Source organism: Alteromonas pelagimontana, assembly GCF_002499975.2.
GTDB lineage: Bacteria > Pseudomonadota > Gammaproteobacteria > Enterobacterales > Alteromonadaceae > Alteromonas > Alteromonas pelagimontana.
Genome location: NZ_CP052766.1, coordinates 3,600,982 through 3,622,749, shown reverse-complemented (window position 1 = coordinate 3,622,749; position 21,768 = coordinate 3,600,982). Strand labels below are relative to the sequence as shown.

Genomic DNA, 21,768 nt, shown 5'->3' with positions numbered 1-21,768 from the left:
TGCTACCGTGCTTTCACTGTGTCAGGGAGCACAGAGGCATTAAAAGTTGTCAGTAAAGACTGAAATGATTCATCAGATGCCACAACCTGTTGTGCGTAATGTTGTCGCATTTCATTAATTTGCTGTTGCAGTGAAAAAGGTGTTTGCTGCGGTTCGCCTTTTTCAATATTCAGCGTTACGTCCATTCCCAAAACCTGGTTCAGCGCCTGATTCACCTGTGCTACGGCTCCATCATTGAGTAAATGAGACTGACTGGCGTCTAATTCAAGTGTCACTGCACTTCCTTGTTGAGAAAATGCAGAGTGCAATACGATCTGTTTAACTAATCCAGCCACTGGCATCTGTGATATGAGATGACTCCACTCATCAATCTGACTAGCCTCGAGCAGTTTTTTTCCGTTAGGTAGATAAGCGGGTAGCGAACCTTGCTCAAGTGATACTGGTGTGTCTGTACTTTCGGGGTTTACCGAAATCTCAACAGTAACCCGCGCCCCTGCCTCTGCAACGTCGGAAGCGCTGGCTACCATAGGAGCGTCTGGCTCAATGGCATTTACCGAAGGATTGGGTTTGGTAGTAGTCGCAAACGTTGTTGATGCCCCTCGTCCATCCACAGGAGAATTGACCTGAGAATAACCAGGCCCTGAGTCAACATTATCGGGTATACCTTCCATTACCCAAGGTGGAACATCATTCTTATCATCAGGAGTAGAATCGACAGGTGTAGGGTTGGCTTCTTTTAGAGCCTTCTGAGCTTCCTTACGTTCCGGCTTTTCAACGACAGGAACCGCTGGCGACGCTGATTTTGCTTGATCGAAGTGCGACTTTGCTGGTTGCCTGCGAATATCGCGAGCAACTTCGGTGACTTTGTCAGACTTTTTTACCGAAGAGTCTGACGCCTCCCCACGACTTCGCTTCAGACGCTGACGCAATGCCAGCATTTCCTCCATTGAGGATAAACTACCAGCACTGTCATCATCAGGTGCTGATTGGGATGACGCCTCAGACTCAGCCGATACATTCTCCTCCTGTTGACCTTGATAGCTTTCTTGAAAAGGAGAAGGGTCGTCAATGGAAAAGTAATCTTCGGCGTAATCAGGTGTATTATCAAAAGGTGGAATATCACGAAGTGCCATGTTCGCAGGCTCTTCGGCCGCATCATCTGAATCATTAAACGGCTCGGCGGTATTTTGTCCTTCTGATTCAGCTTCTACCGGACGAGGGACATTTGATGAAACACGGTACTGCCCAGCCTGCTGTTCAATTGCCGCTTGTTCCTCGGCAAGTTTTTTTATGCTGAAATTATCTGTTTCGTCACCGGCACCGGCAGTTTCAGCACGTGAACCATCAACATCGTCCTCATCAGGCATTTCTTCATGCTGAGGCAAGACTGCTGCAGGTGCCTGCTCCGCAATAACGTGTTCCGGATCTTTGACAGGCGCAGTTGGCGCAAACGACATCATCCGTAGCAGTGTCATTTCCAGTCCACTGCGTCCCTCGGCGGCATAAGGCATGTCTTTCCTGCCTTGCAACGCAATCTGGTAAAGCAACTGGACCTGCTCTGCCGGTACTTGCTTTGCTAATTGATAGATTGCCTTGGCCGATGTAGTTTCGAGTTTACAAACATCAGGCACCCATTGAGTAAGTGCAATCTGATGCAGCAAACTACTAAGTTCAGCGAGTAATTGATTATAATCCGGCGATTGTTCCGCCATCTGCGCCACGATTTCCATAAGATCATGAGGCTTTTTCTGTACGACAGCATACAACAGCTTTAGCAACTGGTGACGATCCATCAGACCCAGCATATCGGTAACGATAGCGGTTGAAATGCGATTATCGCCTTGTGCGATGGCTTGATCTGTCAAACTTAATGCATCACGCATACTTCCCTGTGCAGCACGGGCAAGTAACGCGAGAGCTGGCTCCTCAAAGGGAATTGCTTCCTGCTGCAATACGTATTGTAACTGCCCGGTAATTTGTTCCCGAGAAAGCGCTTTAAGATTAAACTGCAAGCAGCGAGAGAGAATAGTAACAGGTAATTTTTGCGGATCTGTCGTCGCCAGCAAAAACTTTACATGCGGAGGCGGCTCCTCCAAGGTTTTCAGCAGTGCGTTGAAACTGTGTTTAGACAGCATGTGCACTTCATCAATCAGATAGACTTTGAAGCGGCCCCGCGTCGGCTTATATTGTACGTTATCCAATAATTCACGGGTATCTTCCACTTTGGTTCTGGAGGCAGCATCAATTTCCAGCAAATCAACGTAATTGCCGTGCTCAATTTCTTTACACGTATCACACTTTCCGCATGGATTGGCGCCCTGTCCTTCCTCACAGTTCAAACTTTTAGAAAAAATGCGAGCGATGGTGGTTTTTCCCACACCACGAGTTCCTGTGAACAGGTAAGCATGATGTAAGCGATCATTATCCAACGCATTGGCGATAGCGGTCACAACATGATCCTGGCCTACCAGCTCGCTAAAGCGGCCGGGACGCCATTTTCTCGCCAATACCTGGTAACTCATCGGTGTTGCTGCTCCTTATTCGCCTGCAAACTCGCAGATTGAATAGGTAGATATATTCATTGCGGCAAGTTTCTCAGCGCCACCCAAGTCGGATAAACCAATAACGAACCCTGCATGTTCAACTGAACCTCCCAGGTTTCTTATTAACTTTGCTGACGCGGCAATGGTGCCGCCGGTCGCTAGTAAATCGTCTATCAACAGAACTTTATCGCCCGGCTGAATTGCGTCCCTATGAATTTCCAGTGTATCCATGCCGTATTCCAGTTCGTAACTTTCACTTATTACCTCTCGGGGTAGTTTATTAGGTTTACGAACGGGCACGAAGCCGACCCCCATTTCAATTGCTAATGGCGCACCAAAAAGAAAGCCTCTAGCTTCCGTTCCGGCAACCTTATCGAACTTATAAGGCTTAAATTTTTCTAATAATAATGCAATGCAGCTGGAGAACGCTTTGTGGTCCTCCAGTACGCTGGTCACATCACGAAACATTATGCCTGGTTTCGGATAATCAGGCACAGTCTTAACGACTGATTTAATATACTCAGCGGTCACAATAACGCCTTTGGTTTGCTGCTACAGCCAGAAAGTGAACCAGCCTACAATGACATGCAAGAGAGAAAACGCTAATAAAACCGCAATGATAGCCAGAACATACCAACCATTGAAAGCTTCTTTAAAATCACTGTTATCAGCCATTAGTTACCTAACTGTATAATCATTAAAAATGGGCGTAAATGGTAATCGAAACTTAATCAGATTGACAGCCTTTCTAGCAATCAAGCGCATCATTAGGCTATCGAATAACCGCTATTTCGCTTCTGTGGCTGGTAAGAGGATAGTGTGATCCAGCAATTGCGTGAATGTTTCTGCAAAGCTATTTTCCAAGGAAGTCGCGTCAAGGTGGGGTAAAGAAGTTTGTAGCTGTTTAAGTATGAATGCCCTATCGAGCCCCTCGTCTGCCGCTTGAACAATGTTGAGCATGAGCGCGGTAGCAACATTAATTTGCAGAAAAGACACTGCATCATCGGGCTTACGATAAACTACGTAGTAAAAGGGGTCAGAAGATGCGGCTTGTGGCTGAAAAGATGGCGCAATTTGATGAACGGGATAGTAGTAGGAAACCAACGCTGCCAAACGAGACAGGCGCACCCTGTGCGGAATCCCCTCTTCGACACGCCACTCATAAATGCTGTTGTCACCTTTGCGTATACTGACATCCAGCTCCAACCATTCATAGTGAGCCAGTTCAGGTATAAAGCCGGGGACTTCTTTCAGACATTCAGGTTTAACAGAAAGATAGTCAATAAATTCTTTACTGATTTCAGCAAAGTACGGTGAGCAGCATTTATGTTCTTTAAAAAAAGAACTCACCAACTTCTGCCATTCTTGCGGCTTTACAATACTGTTTATCACGGGAAAACTGTTTTGCAGAAAGCCGTCTATATTCTTAAGAAAAAGCGACTGATATAGGTGTAATCTTCTTTGTTTATCGTGACTATCCGGTGCCGATTTCTCAGGTTCTCTGATACTGCTTACGAACTCTTGTTGTACCTGTTTGAAGTGACTCAACCTATCACTTCCTGAACAGACATCTGCCTTGGACTATGCTTCTGCTGATACCATTTGATCCGTTCCACTTCTTTCAGCAACTGACGTAACGGTGGAACATTAAAATCTCTTTCCAAAAGGGTTGGAAAGACACCATGGCAGGCATAAGCGTCATCCAGTAATTTCCATACAGGTTCGATAACGTCTGCACCGTGAGTATCTACTTTCAAATCTTCCGCTTCATCAAAGTGACCCGCAATATGGCCATAAACAATTTTTTCAGAAGGCAATGCGCATAAAAACGAGTTTGCATCATAACGATGATTAACACTGTTTACATAAAGATTATTTACATCCAACAACAGCTGGCAGCCGGATTTTTCAAGCACCGCCAATGTGAAATCCAGTTCACTCATTTCCTGACCAGGAGCAAGATAGTAAGACACATTCTCGATGATCAGAGGTCGCTGGATAATGTCCTGAACGCGCTGTATTCTCTCGACGACATGATTAATAGCCTCTTCGGTAAATGGTATGGGCATCAAATCATACATGTGGCCGTGCCCGGAGCAGTAGCTGAGGTGTTCGCTATAAACTTCGATTTGATGCTCATCAAGAAATCTTTTTATGGATTTGATCAGGTCAATATCGAGGGGATCCGGGCTGCCAATAGAAAGAGATAAGCCGTGGGTTGTAAAGGGAGCCTGCTTTATACATTGGTTGAGCTGCTTTTGGTATCGGCCACCCAGCGGGATCCAGTTTTCTGGCGCGACCTCCCAAAAGTCCACGCTAGCGGGCAGTTCCGGCAACAGCGCATCCAGCATTTCTCTTCGCAAGCCCAGGCCGGCACCCAATACGTTCATAGCATCCTCTATAGCCAGTGATAAAATCTATACGTGGAGTGGCCGACGACGAGAGAGGCCACTCACCTTAAAGACTAGTGCGTATCGCTGCCGCATTTACCTTCCTTTTCGGCCTTATCTTCACCGCATTTACCTTCCTGCTTCGCTTTTTCACCTCCACACTTGCCTTCCTTTTTAGCTTTGTGCTCACCCCCGCACTTGCCTTCTTTATCAGCTTTTTCATCCTTGCTCTTCCCTTCCTTCGCGCTTTTATTTCCGCCGCAATTACCTTCTGCAACTACCTGCATATAGCCTGATTCAAGCTGCTGCATACCAAAAGGATTACTTTCTGCCATCACATCGGCTGATGCGAATGATCCTATGACCACAGCACCAATGGTGTTCGCTACTGGCTTTTTCTTATTTAGTTTCATAATTAATCCTTCAAAAGTAGATGACATGGCTGAAGTGCATTATGCACAACATCCTTAATTAGACCCCTGCTTTTTATTTTTTCTTTCACATGTTTCTATTAATGTTAGATTCAGCACTACAACCAAAGATTGCCAAAGGTAGCTGCGCTTTACTTCAAGATAGCTAATCAACAATAACTGGATATTCCTTAGCCTAGCTTCTGGAGCTAAGATGCTCCAGCAGAGCCATCAGAAATGTTTTCCCGGCGTTTCCGCTAATGAATTTTTACTCACTCATACTTGCACTGCTCCTTCAACAAATAGCACTAGAAAAACAGTGTTTTTTTCGATCTTTAATCTGTCTGCAATAGTATAAGCAACCTGTACTTGTCATAGCTATACAAGCTACGCTTAAATAAAACTACTCCCGAAAAGGAACTCGTATGCGTATATCCAAGATTGCTAAAGTGTCACTTGTTACCAGTCTTTTAATTTCACCGTTCACTGCTTTTTCCGCGGAAAAAATAGCAAAGGGTACCTACTCCGCTCAAAGTGGTTGGGTGAAAACTTACGAAACGGCAGATCTTGCAAATCGCACTTCCCCACAGCAGTTAGGTGTTTATGAAATTCAGCTGATTAATACAGGATGGAAAGATATACCTCCGCGTGAACGTAAAGGAATACAGCGAAAGATCACCTTGAAGGGAGTACTTCTGGGAGTAATTGATAGTCAAACTTTTATCGCTAGTCACACCATGGCAGACATAAATCGCCAGTACGTGATAAGAAGCGAAGGCGACCAGGTTTTACCGACAAGTGGCGATCCTTACTGTTCTACAGGTGTTCCTATGACTGTAAGAGAACAGGTCAATTTAACTTCCGCTACGGGAGCTTACGCTAACCTTGCCGGAGGTACTCTCTACTTTGAAGGAACCGTCAATAATTGCCCGACAGATCCCGAGTTTGGGAAGAACGATTTAGAAGTTTTGCCTACTATGGGTGAAGTAGTTTTTAATTAAAAGTTGCCGATAATGCGCGGTTGATTGACGACAACCGCCACTGTTCGATAGCTTTGGTACAATGGCATTCTGATATCCTTCTAAAGAGTTGATAAGAATGCCATTTACACAGATATTTTTACACTCTCTGATAACCGTTTTGTGGGGGGCGTGACGGTTCAGAAGCTTTAACTGCGCCTGAAATAGATAGATATAGCTAGCGAGCATTTTTAGTCTCCGCAATCAATTTCTTCGGAAATCGCAATAGTTGTTTCCGCGCCAACTGTTACTACCTAGGTATTATTTTCACGGTCGTTTACATTTCTATGACATCTCTTCATCAAAAATAATCGAATTTCGAAGCTAGGCTGTTGTTTCACATAGGATTAGAGCATATGGCACAGTTGATGTATTCAACTCTCTGAACTTAATTCCTAAATTTTAGGAGAAATCCGTTAAGGAGCTAATAAATGAAAAAGCTACTTTTAGTCACTGTAATTGGAGCAGCCCTGTCAGCTTGTTCACCGGCTGGCGACGACATGGAAAAAATTGAAAGCACCTTTGCAGAGTTAGATGAAAACAGTAATGGTTACCTTACCAATGCGGAAGTAGATGATGAAGGTGTAGCCAGCTATTTTACCAAGATAGATACAGACTCAGATCAACAAATAAGTAAAAATGAATTTGAATCCTATTTGCAGTCTAATCCTGAATCTTTTGAAGATGATATAATTCAAACAGCTCAAAAAAATAGTAAGGGCGATATAGAACCTGGTTATGCGAGAGGGCAGTCAGGAAACAATGACGCTACAGTAAATAATCAAAGTTCTGCCTTGGAACAGAATACAGCTCAGAGGACCTCTCCTGCACAGCAGAGCAACAATGGAAGAATTGCTAAAGCAGAATTTGATCGGATGGATGTCGATAAAAGCGGCGAATTAACAAAGGCAGAGGCTTCTCGTGACGGAGTCAATGAAGCATTTAACGATATCGATGAAAATAACGATCAACTGCTATCTCGAATGGAATATGTCGATTTTTACCAGAATCGTAATTCATCCAGCGGCAACTAGCGCCTGAAATTGATGATTTAAAAGTACGACTATACACGTAATGCGCAGCGAAATGCCGATAGTTACCGGAGGTACGTAGTTATCGGCGGCCGCGCACCTGCTGAGAGAACTTATCAACATAAAAAAAGGGCTACCCTTGCGGATAGCCCTTTCTTCGAATGGGAGCCTGGCGATGTGCTACTCTCACATGGGGAGACCCCACACTACCATCGCCGCTAACGTGTTTCACTTCTGAGTTCGAAATGGATTCAGGTGGTGCCACGTCGCTATTGTCGCCAGGCAAAAACTCGTTGCAATAAGGCGTTGTCTTATTGCGTAAGGAAGATTTCACTACTCTTTCAAGTATGAGCATCACCCTTACATAAATTCTTAATTGGTCTTAACAATGCTGGAAAGCATAATATTAGTGTCTAAGTCAGAGTCTTCGCTACTCTTTTGACTTGATTAGGTTTGTCATTCACACACAACACCGGTCTTCTCTCGAAGCCATTTAGGCGTTGTATGGTTAAGCCTCTCGGGCAATTAGTACAGGTTAGCTTAATGCCTTACAACACTTCCACATCCTGCCTATCAACGTCATAGTCTATAACAACCCTTCCAGACCTTAAAGGTCAGGGATGACTCATCTTGGGGCTCGCTTCCCGCTTAGATGCTTTCAGCGGTTATCGATTCCGAACGTAGCTACCGGGCAATGCCATTGGCATGACAACCCGAACACCAGCGGTTCGTCCACTCCGGTCCTCTCGTACTAGGAGCAGCTCCCCTCAATCATCCAACGCCCACACCAGATAGGGACCGAACTGTCTCACGACGTTCTAAACCCAGCTCGCGTACCACTTTAAATGGCGAACAGCCATACCCTTGGGACCGACTTCAGCCCCAGGATGTGATGAGCCGACATCGAGGTGCCAAACACCGCCGTCGATATGAACTCTTGGGCGGTATCAGCCTGTTATCCCCGGAGTACCTTTTATCCGTTGAGCGATGGCCCTTCCATACAGAACCACCGGATCACTATGACCTACTTTCGTACCTGCTCGACGTGTCTGTCTCGCAGTTAAGCTAGCTTATGCCATTGCACTAACCTCACGATGTCCGACCGTGATTAGCTAACCTTCGTGCTCCTCCGTTACGATTTGGGAGGAGACCGCCCCAGTCAAACTACCCACCAGACACTGTCCATAATCCCGATTAGGGACCTATGTTAGAACATCAAACATACAAGGGTGGTATTTCAAGGATGGCTCCACATCATCTGGCGACAATGCTTCAAAGCCTCCCACCTATCCTACACATGTAGGTTCAATGTTCAGTGCCAAGCTATAGTAAAGGTTCACGGGGTCTTTCCGTCTAGGTGCGGGTACACAGCATCTTCACTGCGATTTCAATTTCACTGAGTCTCGGGTGGAGACAGCGTGGCCATGGTTACACCATTCGTGCAGGTCGGAACTTACCCGACAAGGAATTTCGCTACCTTAGGACCGTTATAGTTACGGCCGCCGTTTACCGGGGCTTCGATCAAGAGCTTCTCTAAAAGATAACCCCATCAATTAACCTTCCGGCACCGGGCAGGTGTCACACCGTATACGTCATCTTTCGATTTTGCACAGTGCTGTGTTTTTAATAAACAGTCCCAGCCACCTGGTCACTGCGGCCTCCATGCGCTTAAGGAGCAAGTCCTGTCACGCACAGAGGCGTACCTTCTCCCGAAGTTACGGTACAATTTTGCCGAGTTCCTTCACCCGAGTTCTCTCAAGCGCCTTAGTATTCTCTACCTGACCACCTGTGTCGGTTTGGGGTACGGTTCGCATAATCATAAGCTTAGAGACTTTTCCTGGAAGCAGGGCATCAACAACTTCACCACCGTAGTGGCTCGTCTCGTGTCTCGGCCTTAAGTGTCCGGATTTACCTAAACACTCAGCCTACGCACTTTCACCTGGACTACCAACGCCAGGCTTGCCTAGCCTTCTCCGTCCTCCCATCACTGATTATACAAGTACGGAAATATTAATCCGTTTCCCATCGACTACGCATTTCTGCCTCGCCTTAGGGGCCGACTTACCCTGCCCTGATTAGCATGGGACAGGAAACCTTGGTCTTCCGGCGTGGGGGTTTTTCACCCCCATTATCGTTACTCATGTCAGCATTCGCACTTGTGATATGTCCACCCAACTTCTCAATTGAGCTTCAACCACTTACACAACGCTCCCCTACCACTTGAACCTAAGTTCAAATCCGCAGCTTCGGTATATTGCTTAGCCCCGTTACATCTTCCGCGCAGGCCGACTCGACTAGTGAGCTATTACGCTTTCTTTAAAGGGTGGCTGCTTCTAAGCCAACCTCCTAGCTGTCTTAGCCTTCCCACATCGTTTCCCACTTAGCAATATTTTGGGACCTTAGCTGGCGGTCTGGGTTGTTTCCCTCTTCACGACGGACGTTAGCACCCGCCGTGTGTCTCCCGGATAGCACTCATCGGTATTCGGAGTTTGCAAAGGGTTGGTAAGTCGGGATGACCCCCTAGCCTTAACAGTGCTCTACCCCCAATGGTGTTCGTCCGAGGCTCTACCTAAATAGATTTCGGGGAGAACCAGCTATCTCCCGGTTTGATTGGCCTTTCACCCCCAGCCACAAGTCATCCCCTAACTTTTCAACGTTAGTGGGTTCGGTCCTCCAGTTGATGTTACTCAACCTTCAACCTGCCCATGGCTAGATCACCGGGTTTCGGGTCTATACCTAGCAACTCAACGCGCAGTTAACACTCGCTTTCGCTACGGCTCCGTTATTCACTTAACCTTGCTACTAAATATAAGTCGCTGACCCATTATACAAAAGGTACGCAGTCACCCCCCATAAAGAGAGGCTCCCACTGCTTGTACGTATACGGTTTCAGGTTCTGTTTCACTCCCCTCACAGGGGTTCTTTTCGCCTTTCCCTCACGGTACTGGTTCACTATCGGTCAGTTAGGAGTATTTAGCCTTGGAGGATGGTCCCCCCATATTCAGTCAGGATAACACGTGTCCCGACCTACTCGTTTTCACTATAATGGCATTGTCATGTACGGGACTATCACCCAGTATCGTGGCACTTTCCAGAGCCTTCCACTAACACCAATATAACTTAAGGGCTACTCCCCGTTCGCTCGCCGCTACTAAGGGAATCTCGGTTGATTTCTTTTCCTATAGGTACTTAGATGTTTCAGTTCCCTACGTTCGCCTCATTAACCTATGTATTCAGTTAATGATACACATAAATGTGTGGGTTTCCCCATTCGGACATCTGTGGCTCAAATGCTTTTTGTCAGCTCACCACAGCTTTTCGCAGACTTACACGTCCTTCATCGCCTCTAACTGCCAAGGCATCCACCGTATACGCTTTGTCACTTAACCATACAACCCTAAATGGCCTGCTGCTTTGCTTCCTAACCTGCGCGCCTTTTCCTCACTCAGTTAGTCACATACGTGATGTATGCTCCTGCCTTCGTTCGTCAAGCTCGCTTGTCTGGAAACCAAATCATTGCCCATTTCCTCTTATCAACCAGGTTGATACCAGAAAATGTTCTTTTACTGTTACCACTTTTGAACAGCGAATGTTCGTGAAAGGGTGGCAACAGCGGCCTTGACCCGCCTTTTTATCCGGGCTCAGGTGAGAATTGAATCTCTGTTGTATGCATGACAAGTCTAATCAATTTCGTGCCAAATAAGGATGCAAAGCATCGTTACTTTTGCGCAAGGAGGACCATCATTACACTCAGTTGTGTAAAATGACCCACTTGCTGCACGTTTTCAGTCAGATAGAGTAGCTTGAGTGCAAAATCATCCAGAGGATGACTTTTGCGCAAGGAGGACTCACAGTACGCTCAGTTGCATACTATTTATCTCTCTTAGTTACTCTTTCTTAGATTGATTACTAATATCAGCTTTCCAAATTGTTAAAGAACGTTTCTTGCAATCGAACTTGCCGATTGCAACACAAGGTAGATATTTGCAAAGCAAACACCTTCTTGCCTTAGAGTAAAAAACCCTAATCAATACTCGCTTTACCCGCGGTTATTCATTAGGATTCTGCTTTGCCGACCATATTAGCGTATTTCTTTCGTAGATAAGGAAGAGGAAATCGTGGTGTGCGCGTAGCACATGAGATTTTCTCTGACGCCGTATACGGAAGAAATGGTAGGCTTGGGCAGACTTGAACTGCCGACCTCACCCTTATCAGGGGTGCGCTCTAACCAGCTGAGCTACAAGCCTGTTCTTGCTTCTGTCTGGGCTCGTATTGCTGCTCTTTATTTCCTCGCTCCTCAGTCACATACTATATGTATGCTCCTTCGTCGCTCGTCAAGTCGAACACCACTACAAACCAAGCCATCGCAATAACTTTCTACCCGACCTGCTTTCTTTAGTAAGCAGACATTAGGTCAGCAGGGTTTCCCTGCGATTAAACCGCGTGTCGCGCTCACTTGCGAAGCAAGTGCCTGTAGGCAGATGGTGGAGCTAAGCAGGATCGAACTGCTGACCTCCTGCGTGCAAGGCAGGCGCTCTCCCAGCTGAGCTATAGCCCCATAGGTCTATCTCGTTCTTTATCTTCTATAACAAAACAATCTGTGTAGGCACTGCATCAAAAATGTCGCGTCGACTTTTGGTAAGGAGGTGATCCAACCCCAGGTTCCCCTAGGGTTACCTTGTTACGACTTCACCCCAGTCATGAAACACAAAGTGGTAATCGTCCTCCCTCATCGTGAAACGACGAAGGTTAGACTAACTACTTCTTTTGCATCCCACTCCCATGGTGTGACGGGCGGTGTGTACAAGGCCCGGGAACGTATTCACCGCAACATTCTGATTTGCGATTACTAGCGATTCCGACTTCATGGAGTCGAGTTGCAGACTCCAATCCGGACTACGACAAGCTTTAAGGGGTCCGCTCCACATCACTGTCTCGCTTCCCTCTGTACTTGCCATTGTAGCACGTGTGTAGCCCTACACGTAAGGGCCATGATGACTTGACGTCGTCCCCACCTTCCTCCGGTTTGTCACCGGCAGTCTCCTTAGAGTGCCCAACCAAATGCTGGCAACTAAGGACAAGGGTTGCGCTCGTTGCGGGACTTAACCCAACATCTCACGACACGAGCTGACGACAGCCATGCAGCACCTGTGTCTGAGTTCCCGAAGGCACCAATCCATCTCTGGAAAGTTCTCAGCATGTCAAGTGTAGGTAAGGTTCTTCGCGTTGCATCGAATTAAACCACATGCTCCACCGCTTGTGCGGGCCCCCGTCAATTCATTTGAGTTTTAACCTTGCGGCCGTACTCCCCAGGCGGTCTACTTATCGCGTTAGCTTCGCTACTTACAAATTAAATTCACAAACAGCTAGTAGACAGCGTTTACGGTGTGGACTACCAGGGTATCTAATCCTGTTCGCTACCCACACTTTCGCACATGAGCGTCAGTCTTTGGCCAGGGAGTCGCCTTCGCCACTGATGTTCCTCCAGATATCTACGCATTTCACCGCTACACCTGGAATTCCACTCCCCTCTCCAAGACTCTAGTCTGCCAGTTCTAAATGACCGTCCCAGGTTGAGCCCGGGGCTTTCACATCTAGCTTAACAAACCGCCTGCGTGCGCTTTACGCCCAGTAATTCCGATTAACGCTCGCACCCTCCGTATTACCGCGGCTGCTGGCACGGAGTTAGCCGGTGCTTCTTCTGTTGCTAACGTCAATGCTGATGGGTATTAACCATCAACCCTTCCTCACAACTGAAAGTGCTTTACAACCCGAAGGCCTTCTTCACACACGCGGCATGGCTGCATCAGGGTTGCCCCCATTGTGCAATATTCCCCACTGCTGCCTCCCGTAGGAGTCTGGGCCGTGTCTCAGTCCCAGTGTGGCTGATCTTCCTCTCAGAACAGCTAGAGATCGTCGCCTAGGTGAGCTCTTACCTCACCTACTAGCTAATCTCACTTGGGCCTCTCTTTTGGTAAGAGCGCAAGCGCCCCCTTTGGTCCGTAGACATTATGCGGTATTAGCAGTCGTTTCCAACTGTTATCCCCCTCCAAAAGGCAAGTTCCCAAGCATTACTCACCCGTCCGCCACTCGTCAGCAACTAGCAAGCTAGTCCTGCTACCGTTCGACTTGCATGTGTTAGGCCTGCCGCCAGCGTTCAATCTGAGCCATGATCAAACTCTTCAATTAAATATATCGAAATATGAATTGTCGTTGTGACACTCTTAACGAGTGCCCACACAGATTGTCTTGTTATAAATTGTTAAAGAACATTTCTACTGCGCCTTTGCTTCGTATTGATGCGCTTGGTTTCTTCGCTTCTCAGTCACATGCATCAGCATGCTCCTTCGTCGCTTATCAAGTCGCACAACACTACGAATCAAATGCTGTGTAGAAAGCAGTTAATGACTAATCATTTCAACCGCTTGCTTCAGTTTACTCCCTGAAGCGGGAGGCGCATTCTACGCCTTTCGTTTTCCGTGTCAACACTTTTTGAAATTTTTTATTTCCAAGAGCGTGTCACTCAAAACGGCTTCAGTGGTGTCTCTTACAACCCCCTGAAGCGAGGCGCGCATTCTACGCGACTGGTTCCTGCCGTCAACCTTTTTTTTTGAAATTTCTTTCATCAGCGGTTGCAGCTGAAACCCGCATCAGCACTGGCTTTACCAGCCATCAGGGCCGTCGTTGTTTTGACTTTCCTGCCGAAGCGGATGCGCATTCTAGAGGTTTCTATACAAAGGTCAACAGTGAAAATAGTAAAATATTAAAAAAGCGACCCAACCGGTCGCTTTTCACTCACAATGGTTATTTTACCAACAAACCACCTACTTTTTCTCTTCTTCATCGGCCTCATAGGTATGCTTTGGCGTTTCGTATTCAGCTTCTGAGGTTTCCTTAGTAGGAAAGTCTGCATCTTCTTCATGATCACCCACTACATCCTGAAGAGTAACTTTGTCTACAGTACGGAAAGTATTTATAGGGCCAGCTAGCGCATACATCAAAAATACCAGGAACAATACCAGAGCTGGTTCGGTAGCAACGACTACAAAAATAAGCATAACAATAAGTATGGCGACGAAAGGAACCTTGCCATGCCAATTAACTTCTTTAAATGAGTTATACTTAAAGTTACTCACCATCAGTAATCCGGCAATACCTGTTACTAAAGCAACAACTACTCCCCAATCATCGCCGTTCAGCCCATAGCCTTGCCCTACCCAAACCAGACCTGAAACCACTGCCGCTGCAGCCGGACTTGCCAATCCTTGAAAAAAACGCTTATCTGCTACTCCCACCTGGGTATTAAACCGCGCTAATCGTAAAGCAGCTCCTGCTACATAGATAAAAGCAGCTAGCCACCCGAATTTCCCCAGTTCTGTTAGTCCCCAATTGTAAGCGACTAAAGCTGGCGCTACACCAAAGGAGACCATGTCAGCCATAGAATCATACTCAGCACCAAACTCACTTTGTGTGTTAGTTATACGCGCGACCCTGCCATCTAAACTATCGAAAACCATTGCAATAAAAACCGCTATGGCTGCTGCTTCAAACCTTCCGTTCATTGATGCAACTACCGCGTAGAAGCCGGAAAAGAGCCCTGCCGTAGTGAGCAGGTTAGGCAGTAAATAAATTCCTTTACGCTTGTTATCTGACATATGTCCTCGTTTTCATAACTGTATTAACAGCATTATTCCATACGCATAAAGGAAGTAACAGTATCATTGCTGTTATAAACATACCTGCGGATTGGTGTATATACCGCACTCCAGCGTGAAATATCATAGACTGGCAGCGTTAAATACTGTTCTGCTGCGTTGTCAGTAATCTTTACAATGGAAGGTTGTAATATTTACAAAACATCTTTCATGTTATTGATAAAGTTGGTTTTATTAGAAGTGGCCTGTTTCCTGCTGAAGGGCAATAAGGTATTGAGGAGTACTATAATGAAAAAAATTACAACTTTAGTAGGGCTAGCTTTATTTTGCGGTGCATTGAGCATAGGAAATGCTTTTGCGTCAGATACAACGTGGAACTTCCAAGACAGTAATTCCGGTATAACGAACTCAGGCGCGAGTTGGAACAATAATAACTGGGGTAATACGCTTAGTATGTCCTCCGGTGACATGACGCTTGAAATATCAGCGTGGGCAGATAGTGGTCAGACAACGGAAACTCGGTGGGCTGGTTGGCCTTGGCAATACAATACTAACACTCCAAACGGCCAAATTGAATCTGGTTATATAACTAACAACAGCGGTGGCTTACTCAGCTATAGTCAAACCCATACTCACTCCAGCGACAGTCATGCGATTGATAATGCGGGCTACACCGACATGTTGCTGTTTTCATTTAGCGAAGCCGTCAGCCTAACCAGTCTTCAGCTGGGTTGGATTTCTGGCGACTCTGATTTGTCTATTGCAGCTTTCTCAACTATGCCCGACTTCTCTGGACAAACGTGGGCCGATGTAGCTATAAGCGATGCAATTAGCGATAGCTACTCGAAGAATGACGTAGGTTATAATACGCTTGATTTGTCTGATAATTCTACCGTCGCTCAATATTGGTTAATTGGTGCCTATAACAATAATTTTGGCGGCCATGGCTGGAGTACTAATAATGACCAATTTAAGCTGCTGGCATTAACTACGCACGGTATTGATACGACTCCCCCACCGGTTGATGTTCCCGCGCCAGCAACAGCAATGCTATTTTTATGTATGGCAGGTTTGCTGGTGGTGCGCAGAAACCGCAGATAGAGTAATTTATTAGAAAAGCCCCGCTCTGTCGGGGCTTTTTTGTGTACAATTTGTAAAGATTTTATATGCTATTAACCGCGAAGAGGTAGATGTGAAATACGGATTAAAAGGCTGCTTACTGGGAATTTTCATAAGCACCAGCGCAATGGCGTTGACCAACGCGGCAGAGTCATACGACAGTGCTTTAACCGCATTCAATCAAGGCGAAGTTCAGGAATCTTATCTGTTACTTAAACAGGTTTTAAAAGATAATCCAGACCATCTACCTTCCAAACTTTTAATGGGCAAAATTCTTCTTATTGACGGATACGTAAACGAAGCTATTGAAGAATTTGAAGAAGTTTTGTTAGCTGGCGGTGACGTTAATCTTGTAATGCCTGTACTTTCTCGCGCTTATCTGTTTTCCGGTCAGTACAATAAAATTTTTGCCATGCTTAACCGCAATTCCCTTTCCAGTGAAGCGGAGTTAGCGGTATCGTTGGTAGCTGGCACTGCTTACAACCGGCTTAACAGAAAAAATGATGCAATATCACTTTATCGAAGCGTATTGAGTAAATCGCCGGATTCAATTGAGGCAAACAACGCATTAGCCACTCAACTGATCGAACTACATCAGCTTGATGAAGCGAGAACCCTCATTACCCACTCAGAAGATCTTCAGCCTGGTAACCCTTTTACATTATTGACTAAAGCTAAGCTGGTCACCGAGGAAGGCCAAAACAGTTTACCGATTTATCGCAAGGCTTTCGAAATTGCTCCAGATAACCCTGCAACGATGCGCGGCTATGCTGGCGCGCTGGCTGAAAATGGCGATTATCAACAGGCCAGTGAGTTGGTTGAGAAGATAGAGGCACAAACGCCTGGCGATGTGCAAAACCAATTATTAAAAGCACGTATCCTAGCGTTAACTCAGAATCAGCATGAAGCAGATAAAATACTTAAACAACTTACTGAACGTCTTAGCCTGCTTTCTGACGAACAACTTAATGAGCGTATTGAATTAAGTCTGATTACCGGCATTGTAGGTTACTTGAATAAAAACTTCGATATTGCCAGCTCAGAACTGACCCGATATATGAGCCAGCGTGAAATGACGCCGGAGCAACTAGGTATGCTAGCGGACGCATTGCTACGAATCGGCGCTTATAAAGAAGCCGCGAAGATACTGGAAAAAAATGAAGCCATAGTCATTCAAAATTTACCTTTAGCCACACTAAACTGCGAGCTTTTTATCACCTTAAATCGACGCTTTAAATGCGAGCAGATCCTACCGGAACTGAAAAAACGTTACGGGAATCAAGAAGCCTATTATATATTAAAAGCGAAGGTATTATTAGACGCTGGTAAGTTTGAAGAAGCCCAACATTTGCTCGCAAACGATTTGTCAGCCTCAGAGGCCGAAGAAGTGCTGCGGTTAAACACAATGTTGTTAAGTAATCAGCAAAAATTTGACAAAGCCTTACCCATTGCCAAAAAACTTAGCGCCAAATATCCTAAAAATGTAGATTATCAGGCGCTTCTTGCTGATTTGCTGATCCGTACTGATGATATCGATGCTGCCAACCGCATTGTTGCTGATATTCTCGCTAAGCATCCAGATTCTGTTGCCGGTCAAGTGGCAAAAGCTCGCATTGCCTTTGCGAGGAAGGATAGTGAAAAGGCCAGAATAGCCATTGAAACTGCCGTAAAGCTGGACAAGAACAATATTCCAGCAAGACTGCTAGCGGCACAGATCTATATTAACTCTAACCGCAATGACGCTGCGTTGGAACATCTGCTTGCGGCGAAAACACTGGCTAAAGAAGATGTCAGACCGCGCGAACTTTTAATATCCATCTATCGGAAAGAAGGAAATAGCAAAGCAGCTCTTAGTGAAATAAACGCTCTGCTGGGAATAGACAGACTTTCACCCGAATATCATTTGGAAAAAGCGTCTATTTTGATGGACGTCAAGGACCTCGCTGGCGCTAAAAAGCAGTTAGATATCGTGTACTCCTTATGGTTAGATGAACCGCAGAAGCTATTGGCGTTAACTTCTTATCAAGTGAGAGCCGCAGACGTCGCTGGCGCAAAAAAATCTTATCTGTCAGCAATCAATGCGGCGCCCAAAGCGGTTCAACCAAAGCAGGAATTTATTGCCTTTTTAATAGCGCAAGATGAACTCGATCAAGCGGAAACGTTGATTAAAGAGGTTGTTGAACAGTTTGGTGATTCTGCAAATTTATGGTTACTGCAAGGTGATCTTGCGAATGCCCGAGGCTCTCTCGAACAAGCTTCCTCTTTTTATGCGCAAGCGATAAAATTAGCTCCTGAGTTTACACTTCCTTTAATAAAATCTTATGAACTCGCCAAAAGAGGAATAGGTAAAGAGCAATTTATCAACTATTTGAACCAAAGCAGGGAGAACGGCAATGACGAAGATAAGGCGTTTAAGTCTCACTTGTTGGCAGATATTTACTATCTTGATAAAAGCTATGATAAAGCCTCACCTCTTTATTTAGCGTTGCTTAAGAAAGATAACTTGCCCAATAAGGAATCAATTCTAAATAATCTCGCAAACATTTACGCTAGCAGCGATGTGGAAAAAGCACAGAGATACATTGAAACTGCTTTGCAAAAAGCGCCCAACTCGGCGCCCTTGCTCGATACGAAAGGGTGGCTGTTAAGTTTATCTGGCGACTATCTAGCTGGGTTAGGCGTGTTGCGACAAGCCTATACGTTAGACTCCTCAAACCCCTCAATTCATTTTCATATTGCTTATACGCTCGATAAATTAGGAAGAGCGGAGGAAGCCAGGCAAGTACTGGTTAAACATGGCACCCTCCGTATGACATTCTCGGAACTGAATGAAGCAAAGTCTTTGGCGGAAAAACTGAAGATATAAAAAAGGGGGACGGACGCCCCCTTGTTCTAAATAACGCTTTGGCTACAGTACGATAAACTGCTCGCCTTCCACATCAATGCGTATTGTCGACTCCGGCAACAGCACTCCGGAAAGTAACTTGTGGGCCAGTGGATTTTCAATTTCAGTTTGGATCGCCCTTTTTAGCGGCCGGGCACCAAATACAGGATCAAATCCCGCTTCAGCAAGTTTATCCATAGCCGCTCCTGATAGCTCAAATTTGTAACCTTTATCGGCCAAACGCTGACGCAGAGAGGCCAACTGAATTTTAGCAATGGATTTAATTTGCTCTTTGCCCAGAGGATGGAAAACGACGATATCATCCACACGATTAATAAATTCCGGACGGAAATGCTGTCCCACCACATTCATTACCATCGCCTTCATTTCATCGTATTGGCTTTGCTCGTGCTTATCCTGAATAATGTCTGAGCCGAGGTTGGAAGTCATAATCACCACTGTGTTTTTGAAATCCACAGTTCTTCCCTGTCCGTCGGTCAAACGACCATCATCCAATACCTGCAACAGAATATTGAAGACATCCGGATGGGCTTTCTCTACCTCGTCAAGTAAAATAACCGAATAAGGCTTCCGTCTCACCGCTTCGGTAAGATACCCACCTTCTTCATATCCTACATAGCCTGGAGGTGCACCTACCAGCCGAGCCACAGAGTGTTTTTCCATAAACTCGGACATGTCAATACGGATCAGCGCTTCTTCAGTATCGAACATAAAGCTGGCCAGCGCCTTTGATAACTCGGTCTTTCCTACCCCTGTTGGCCCCAGGAACAAAAACGATCCTATCGGCCGATTGGGATCCGCCAGACCCGCTCTTGAACGACGAATGGCGTTGGATACTGCCGTTACGGCTTCTTGCTGGCCGACCACCCGGTTATGTAGCGAATCTTCCATTCGCAGAAGCTTATCGCGCTCTCCTTCCAACATTCTGGCGACAGGAATTCCTGTCCAGCGTGATAATACGTCCGCAATTTCTACATCGGTGACCTTGTTTTTCAATAACAGCGTTTCTCTGGCTTCATTTTCCGCTGCCCTTTCCAGCTTCATTTCAAGCTCTGGGATGCGCCCATATTGCAACTCAGACATTCGGTTTAAATCCGAAGCCCGACGGGCAATTTCCAAATCGAGTTTGGCCTGCTCAAGTTCAGACTTAATCGTTTGCGTGCCTTGCATGGCATCTTTTTCTTCGTGCCATATCTTTTCAAGATCACCGTATTTAGATTCGGCCTGTTCTCTTTCCAACTCGATCATTTCTAACCGCTTGTGGCTGGCATCATCAGTCTCTTTTGCCAGCGCCTGCTCTTCCAATTTAAGCTGAATAATGCGCCGTTCAAGTCGATCCATTTCTTCAGGTTTTGAATCAATCTGCATTCGAATGCTGGAAGCCGCTTCATCAATTAAGTCAATGGCTTTATCTGGCAGTTGCCTGTCACTGATATACCGGTGAGACAGACTAGCCGCAGCTACAATTGCCGGATCAGTAATGTCAACCGAATGATGAAGCTCGTACCGCTCCTTTAACCCGCGTAGAATAGCAATGGTGTCTTCAACACTCGGCTGTTCCACCAGCACTTTCTGAAAACGTCGTTCAAGCGCTGCATCTTTTTCGATGAATTGGCGGTATTCATCCAGCGTAGTCGCACCCACGCAATGAAGCTCGCCTCTAGCCAGCGCTGGCTTGAGCATATTACCCGCATCCATTGCACCTTCACCTTTACCCGCACCAACCATAGTGTGCAGTTCATCAATAAATAATATGACCCGCCCTTCTTCCTTGGCGAGTTCATTAAGCACAGCTTTTAATCGTTCTTCAAACTCGCCGCGGTATTTAGCTCCAGCAATTAACGCCCCCATATCAAGGGACAATACGCGCTTGTTTTTCAGCCCTTCAGGCACTTCACCGTTGACAATTCGCTGAGCAAGACCTTCAACTATCGCCGTTTTTCCCACCCCTGGTTCGCCAATCAGCACCGGATTATTTTTGGTTCGGCGCTGTAAAACCTGAACCGTGCGACGAATTTCTTCGTCACGTCCTATTACCGGGTCCAACTTACCCTGCTCTGCGCGCTCTGTGAGATCAGTAGTAAATTTTTCCAGTGCCTGGCGCACGTTTTCAGCGTTCGGATCCGTCACTTTTTGACCACCTCGCATTTTATCGATAGCGGTTTCAATCTTATCTTTAGTGACGTGCAACTCCCGTAAGATGTCGCCTAAGCGCCCTTTATCTTCTAAAGCAGCCAATATGAAGATTTCGGAAGTGATGTACTCATCTTTCCGTTGCTGTGCAATTTTGTCGCACAGATTGAGCAACAAACCGCTTTCTTTACTGAGCTGGACATCACCACCTACCCCCTCAACCCGAGGCAATCTTTCAATGGCTTCAGCTAGCGCTGAACGAAGCCCGTTTACATTAACCCCCGCTTGATCAAACAACGGACGTACCGAGCCACCCTGCTGATTCAGCAGAGCCGTCATTAAGTGAACTGGCTGAATAAACTGGTGGTCTCTGCCTAGCGCAAGAGACTGCGCATCAGAGATCGCAATCTGGAACTTGCTGGTAAATCTATCTAATCGCATGAATTTCACCTTCACAAAAAACCTTGCGTAATTTATGGGTCTTATTGGGAAATGATTCAAGTGAGGCGATTAAATATCGTGCAGTTTTTTTATCGCCGATTGGTGAGAACCTTCAGATACGG

At 46.0% G+C, this 21,768-nt stretch carries 12 protein-coding genes, 2 tRNA genes and 3 rRNA genes; 4 read left to right on the top strand and 13 right to left on the bottom strand.

Going from position 1 to position 21,768, the window contains the following annotated elements; all coding sequences use genetic code 11:
* Window positions 1–2 precede the first annotated feature (2 nt).
* The 6 genes from dnaX to CA267_RS15940 all read right to left on the bottom strand — a co-directional run bounded on the left by dnaX (window position 3) and on the right by CA267_RS15940 (window position 5,346).
* Window positions 3–2,522 carry a DNA polymerase III subunit gamma/tau gene (gene dnaX, locus CA267_RS15960; RefSeq protein ID WP_075609866.1) on the bottom strand — a complete coding sequence of 840 codons (2,520 nt, stop codon included), beginning with the start codon at window positions 2,520–2,522 and terminating at the stop codon, window positions 3–5.
* Between the two features lie 15 nt (window positions 2,523–2,537).
* Complete coding sequence (gene apt, locus CA267_RS15955; protein ID WP_075609867.1) at window positions 2,538–3,074, bottom strand: adenine phosphoribosyltransferase; 537 nt, start codon at window positions 3,072–3,074, stop codon at window positions 2,538–2,540.
* 21 nt (window positions 3,075–3,095) lie between these two features.
* A complete protein-coding gene (locus CA267_RS19165) occupies window positions 3,096–3,218 on the bottom strand; it encodes a hypothetical protein (protein WP_269748473.1) in 123 nt (40 codons plus the stop codon).
* A gap of 111 nt (window positions 3,219–3,329) precedes the next feature.
* Complete coding sequence (locus tag CA267_RS15950; RefSeq protein WP_075609868.1) at window positions 3,330–4,091, bottom strand: HvfC family RiPP maturation protein; 762 nt, start codon at window positions 4,089–4,091, stop codon at window positions 3,330–3,332.
* Window positions 4,088–4,933 carry an HvfB family MNIO-type RiPP peptide maturase gene (locus CA267_RS15945; RefSeq protein ID WP_075609869.1) on the bottom strand — a complete coding sequence of 282 codons (846 nt, stop codon included), beginning with the start codon at window positions 4,931–4,933 and terminating at the stop codon, window positions 4,088–4,090. The genes CA267_RS15950 and CA267_RS15945 overlap by 4 nt, the downstream gene beginning before the upstream one ends.
* 74 nt (window positions 4,934–5,007) lie before the next feature.
* Window positions 5,008–5,346: an HvfA family oxazolone/thioamide-modified RiPP metallophore gene (locus CA267_RS15940; RefSeq protein WP_075610108.1), complete on the bottom strand. Its 339-nt coding sequence runs from the start codon at window positions 5,344–5,346 to the stop codon at window positions 5,008–5,010.
* 422 nt (window positions 5,347–5,768) lie between these two features.
* On the opposite strand from CA267_RS15940, the gene CA267_RS15935 reads away from it, so the two are divergent.
* Both CA267_RS15935 and CA267_RS15930 read left to right on the top strand, forming a co-directional pair.
* A complete protein-coding gene (locus CA267_RS15935; protein ID WP_075609870.1) occupies window positions 5,769–6,344 on the top strand; it encodes a hypothetical protein in 576 nt (191 codons plus the stop codon).
* Between the two features lie 449 nt (window positions 6,345–6,793).
* Window positions 6,794–7,396, top strand: a complete 603-nt coding sequence (locus CA267_RS15930) for an EF-hand domain-containing protein (protein WP_075609871.1) — start codon at window positions 6,794–6,796, stop codon at window positions 7,394–7,396.
* Window positions 7,397–7,560: 164 nt separating this feature from the next.
* Here CA267_RS15930 and rrf read toward each other — a convergent pair.
* The 6 genes from rrf to pssA form a co-directional block, all read right to left on the bottom strand.
* Window positions 7,561–7,676, bottom strand: a 5S ribosomal RNA gene (rrf, locus tag CA267_RS15925).
* A gap of 221 nt (window positions 7,677–7,897) precedes the next feature.
* Window positions 7,898–10,782: ribosomal RNA gene (locus CA267_RS15920) — 23S ribosomal RNA — on the bottom strand.
* Between the two features lie 781 nt (window positions 10,783–11,563).
* Window positions 11,564–11,640, bottom strand: a tRNA-Ile gene (locus CA267_RS15915).
* Window positions 11,641–11,875: 235 nt separating this feature from the next.
* Window positions 11,876–11,951, bottom strand: a tRNA-Ala gene (locus CA267_RS15910).
* Between the two features lie 81 nt (window positions 11,952–12,032).
* Window positions 12,033–13,582 (bottom strand): 16S ribosomal RNA (locus CA267_RS15905).
* The 16S, 23S and 5S rRNA genes sit together here with 2 tRNA genes alongside, the layout of an rRNA operon.
* A gap of 635 nt (window positions 13,583–14,217) precedes the next feature.
* The gene (pssA, locus tag CA267_RS15900; RefSeq protein ID WP_075610319.1) at window positions 14,218–15,048 is read right to left on the bottom strand and encodes a CDP-diacylglycerol--serine O-phosphatidyltransferase; all 831 of its coding nucleotides are present in this window, start codon (window positions 15,046–15,048) and stop codon (window positions 14,218–14,220) included.
* A gap of 288 nt (window positions 15,049–15,336) precedes the next feature.
* On the opposite strand from pssA, the gene xdp1 reads away from it, so the two are divergent.
* Both xdp1 and CA267_RS15890 read left to right on the top strand, forming a co-directional pair.
* Entirely contained in the window at window positions 15,337–16,149 is an 813-nt protein-coding gene (xdp1, locus tag CA267_RS15895; RefSeq protein WP_075610318.1) for an exosortase-dependent surface protein XDP1, read from the top strand.
* A 91-nt stretch (window positions 16,150–16,240) separates the two neighbouring features.
* The gene (locus tag CA267_RS15890) at window positions 16,241–19,033 is read left to right on the top strand and encodes a tetratricopeptide repeat protein (RefSeq protein ID WP_075610317.1); all 2,793 of its coding nucleotides are present in this window, start codon (window positions 16,241–16,243) and stop codon (window positions 19,031–19,033) included.
* Between the two features lie 42 nt (window positions 19,034–19,075).
* On the opposite strand, the gene clpB is transcribed toward CA267_RS15890, so the two are convergent.
* On the bottom strand, window positions 19,076–21,646 hold the full coding sequence (gene clpB / locus CA267_RS15885) for an ATP-dependent chaperone ClpB (protein WP_075610316.1): 2,571 nt from the start codon (window positions 21,644–21,646) through the stop codon (window positions 19,076–19,078).
* Window positions 21,647–21,768: the final 122 nt, after the last annotated feature.

Bases quoted from the DNA above. Each gene is read 5' to 3' on its own strand.
- xdp1 (WP_075610318.1), top strand. From the start codon at position 15,337: ATGAAAAAAATTACAACTTTAGTAGGGCTAGCTTTATTTTGCGGTGCA.
- CA267_RS15935 (WP_075609870.1), top strand. From the start codon at position 5,769: ATGCGTATATCCAAGATTGCTAAAGTGTCACTTGTTACCAGTCTTTTA.
- CA267_RS15940 (WP_075610108.1), bottom strand. From the start codon at position 5,346: ATGAAACTAAATAAGAAAAAGCCAGTAGCGAACACCATTGGTGCTGTG.
- dnaX (WP_075609866.1), bottom strand. From the start codon at position 2,522: ATGAGTTACCAGGTATTGGCGAGAAAATGGCGTCCCGGCCGCTTTAGC.
- pssA (WP_075610319.1), bottom strand. From the start codon at position 15,048: ATGTCAGATAACAAGCGTAAAGGAATTTATTTACTGCCTAACCTGCTC.
- CA267_RS15930 (WP_075609871.1), top strand. From the start codon at position 6,794: ATGAAAAAGCTACTTTTAGTCACTGTAATTGGAGCAGCCCTGTCAGCT.
- CA267_RS15945 (WP_075609869.1), bottom strand. From the start codon at position 4,933: ATGAACGTATTGGGTGCCGGCCTGGGCTTGCGAAGAGAAATGCTGGAT.
- CA267_RS19165 (WP_269748473.1), bottom strand. From the start codon at position 3,218: ATGGCTGATAACAGTGATTTTAAAGAAGCTTTCAATGGTTGGTATGTT.
- clpB (WP_075610316.1), bottom strand. From the start codon at position 21,646: ATGCGATTAGATAGATTTACCAGCAAGTTCCAGATTGCGATCTCTGAT.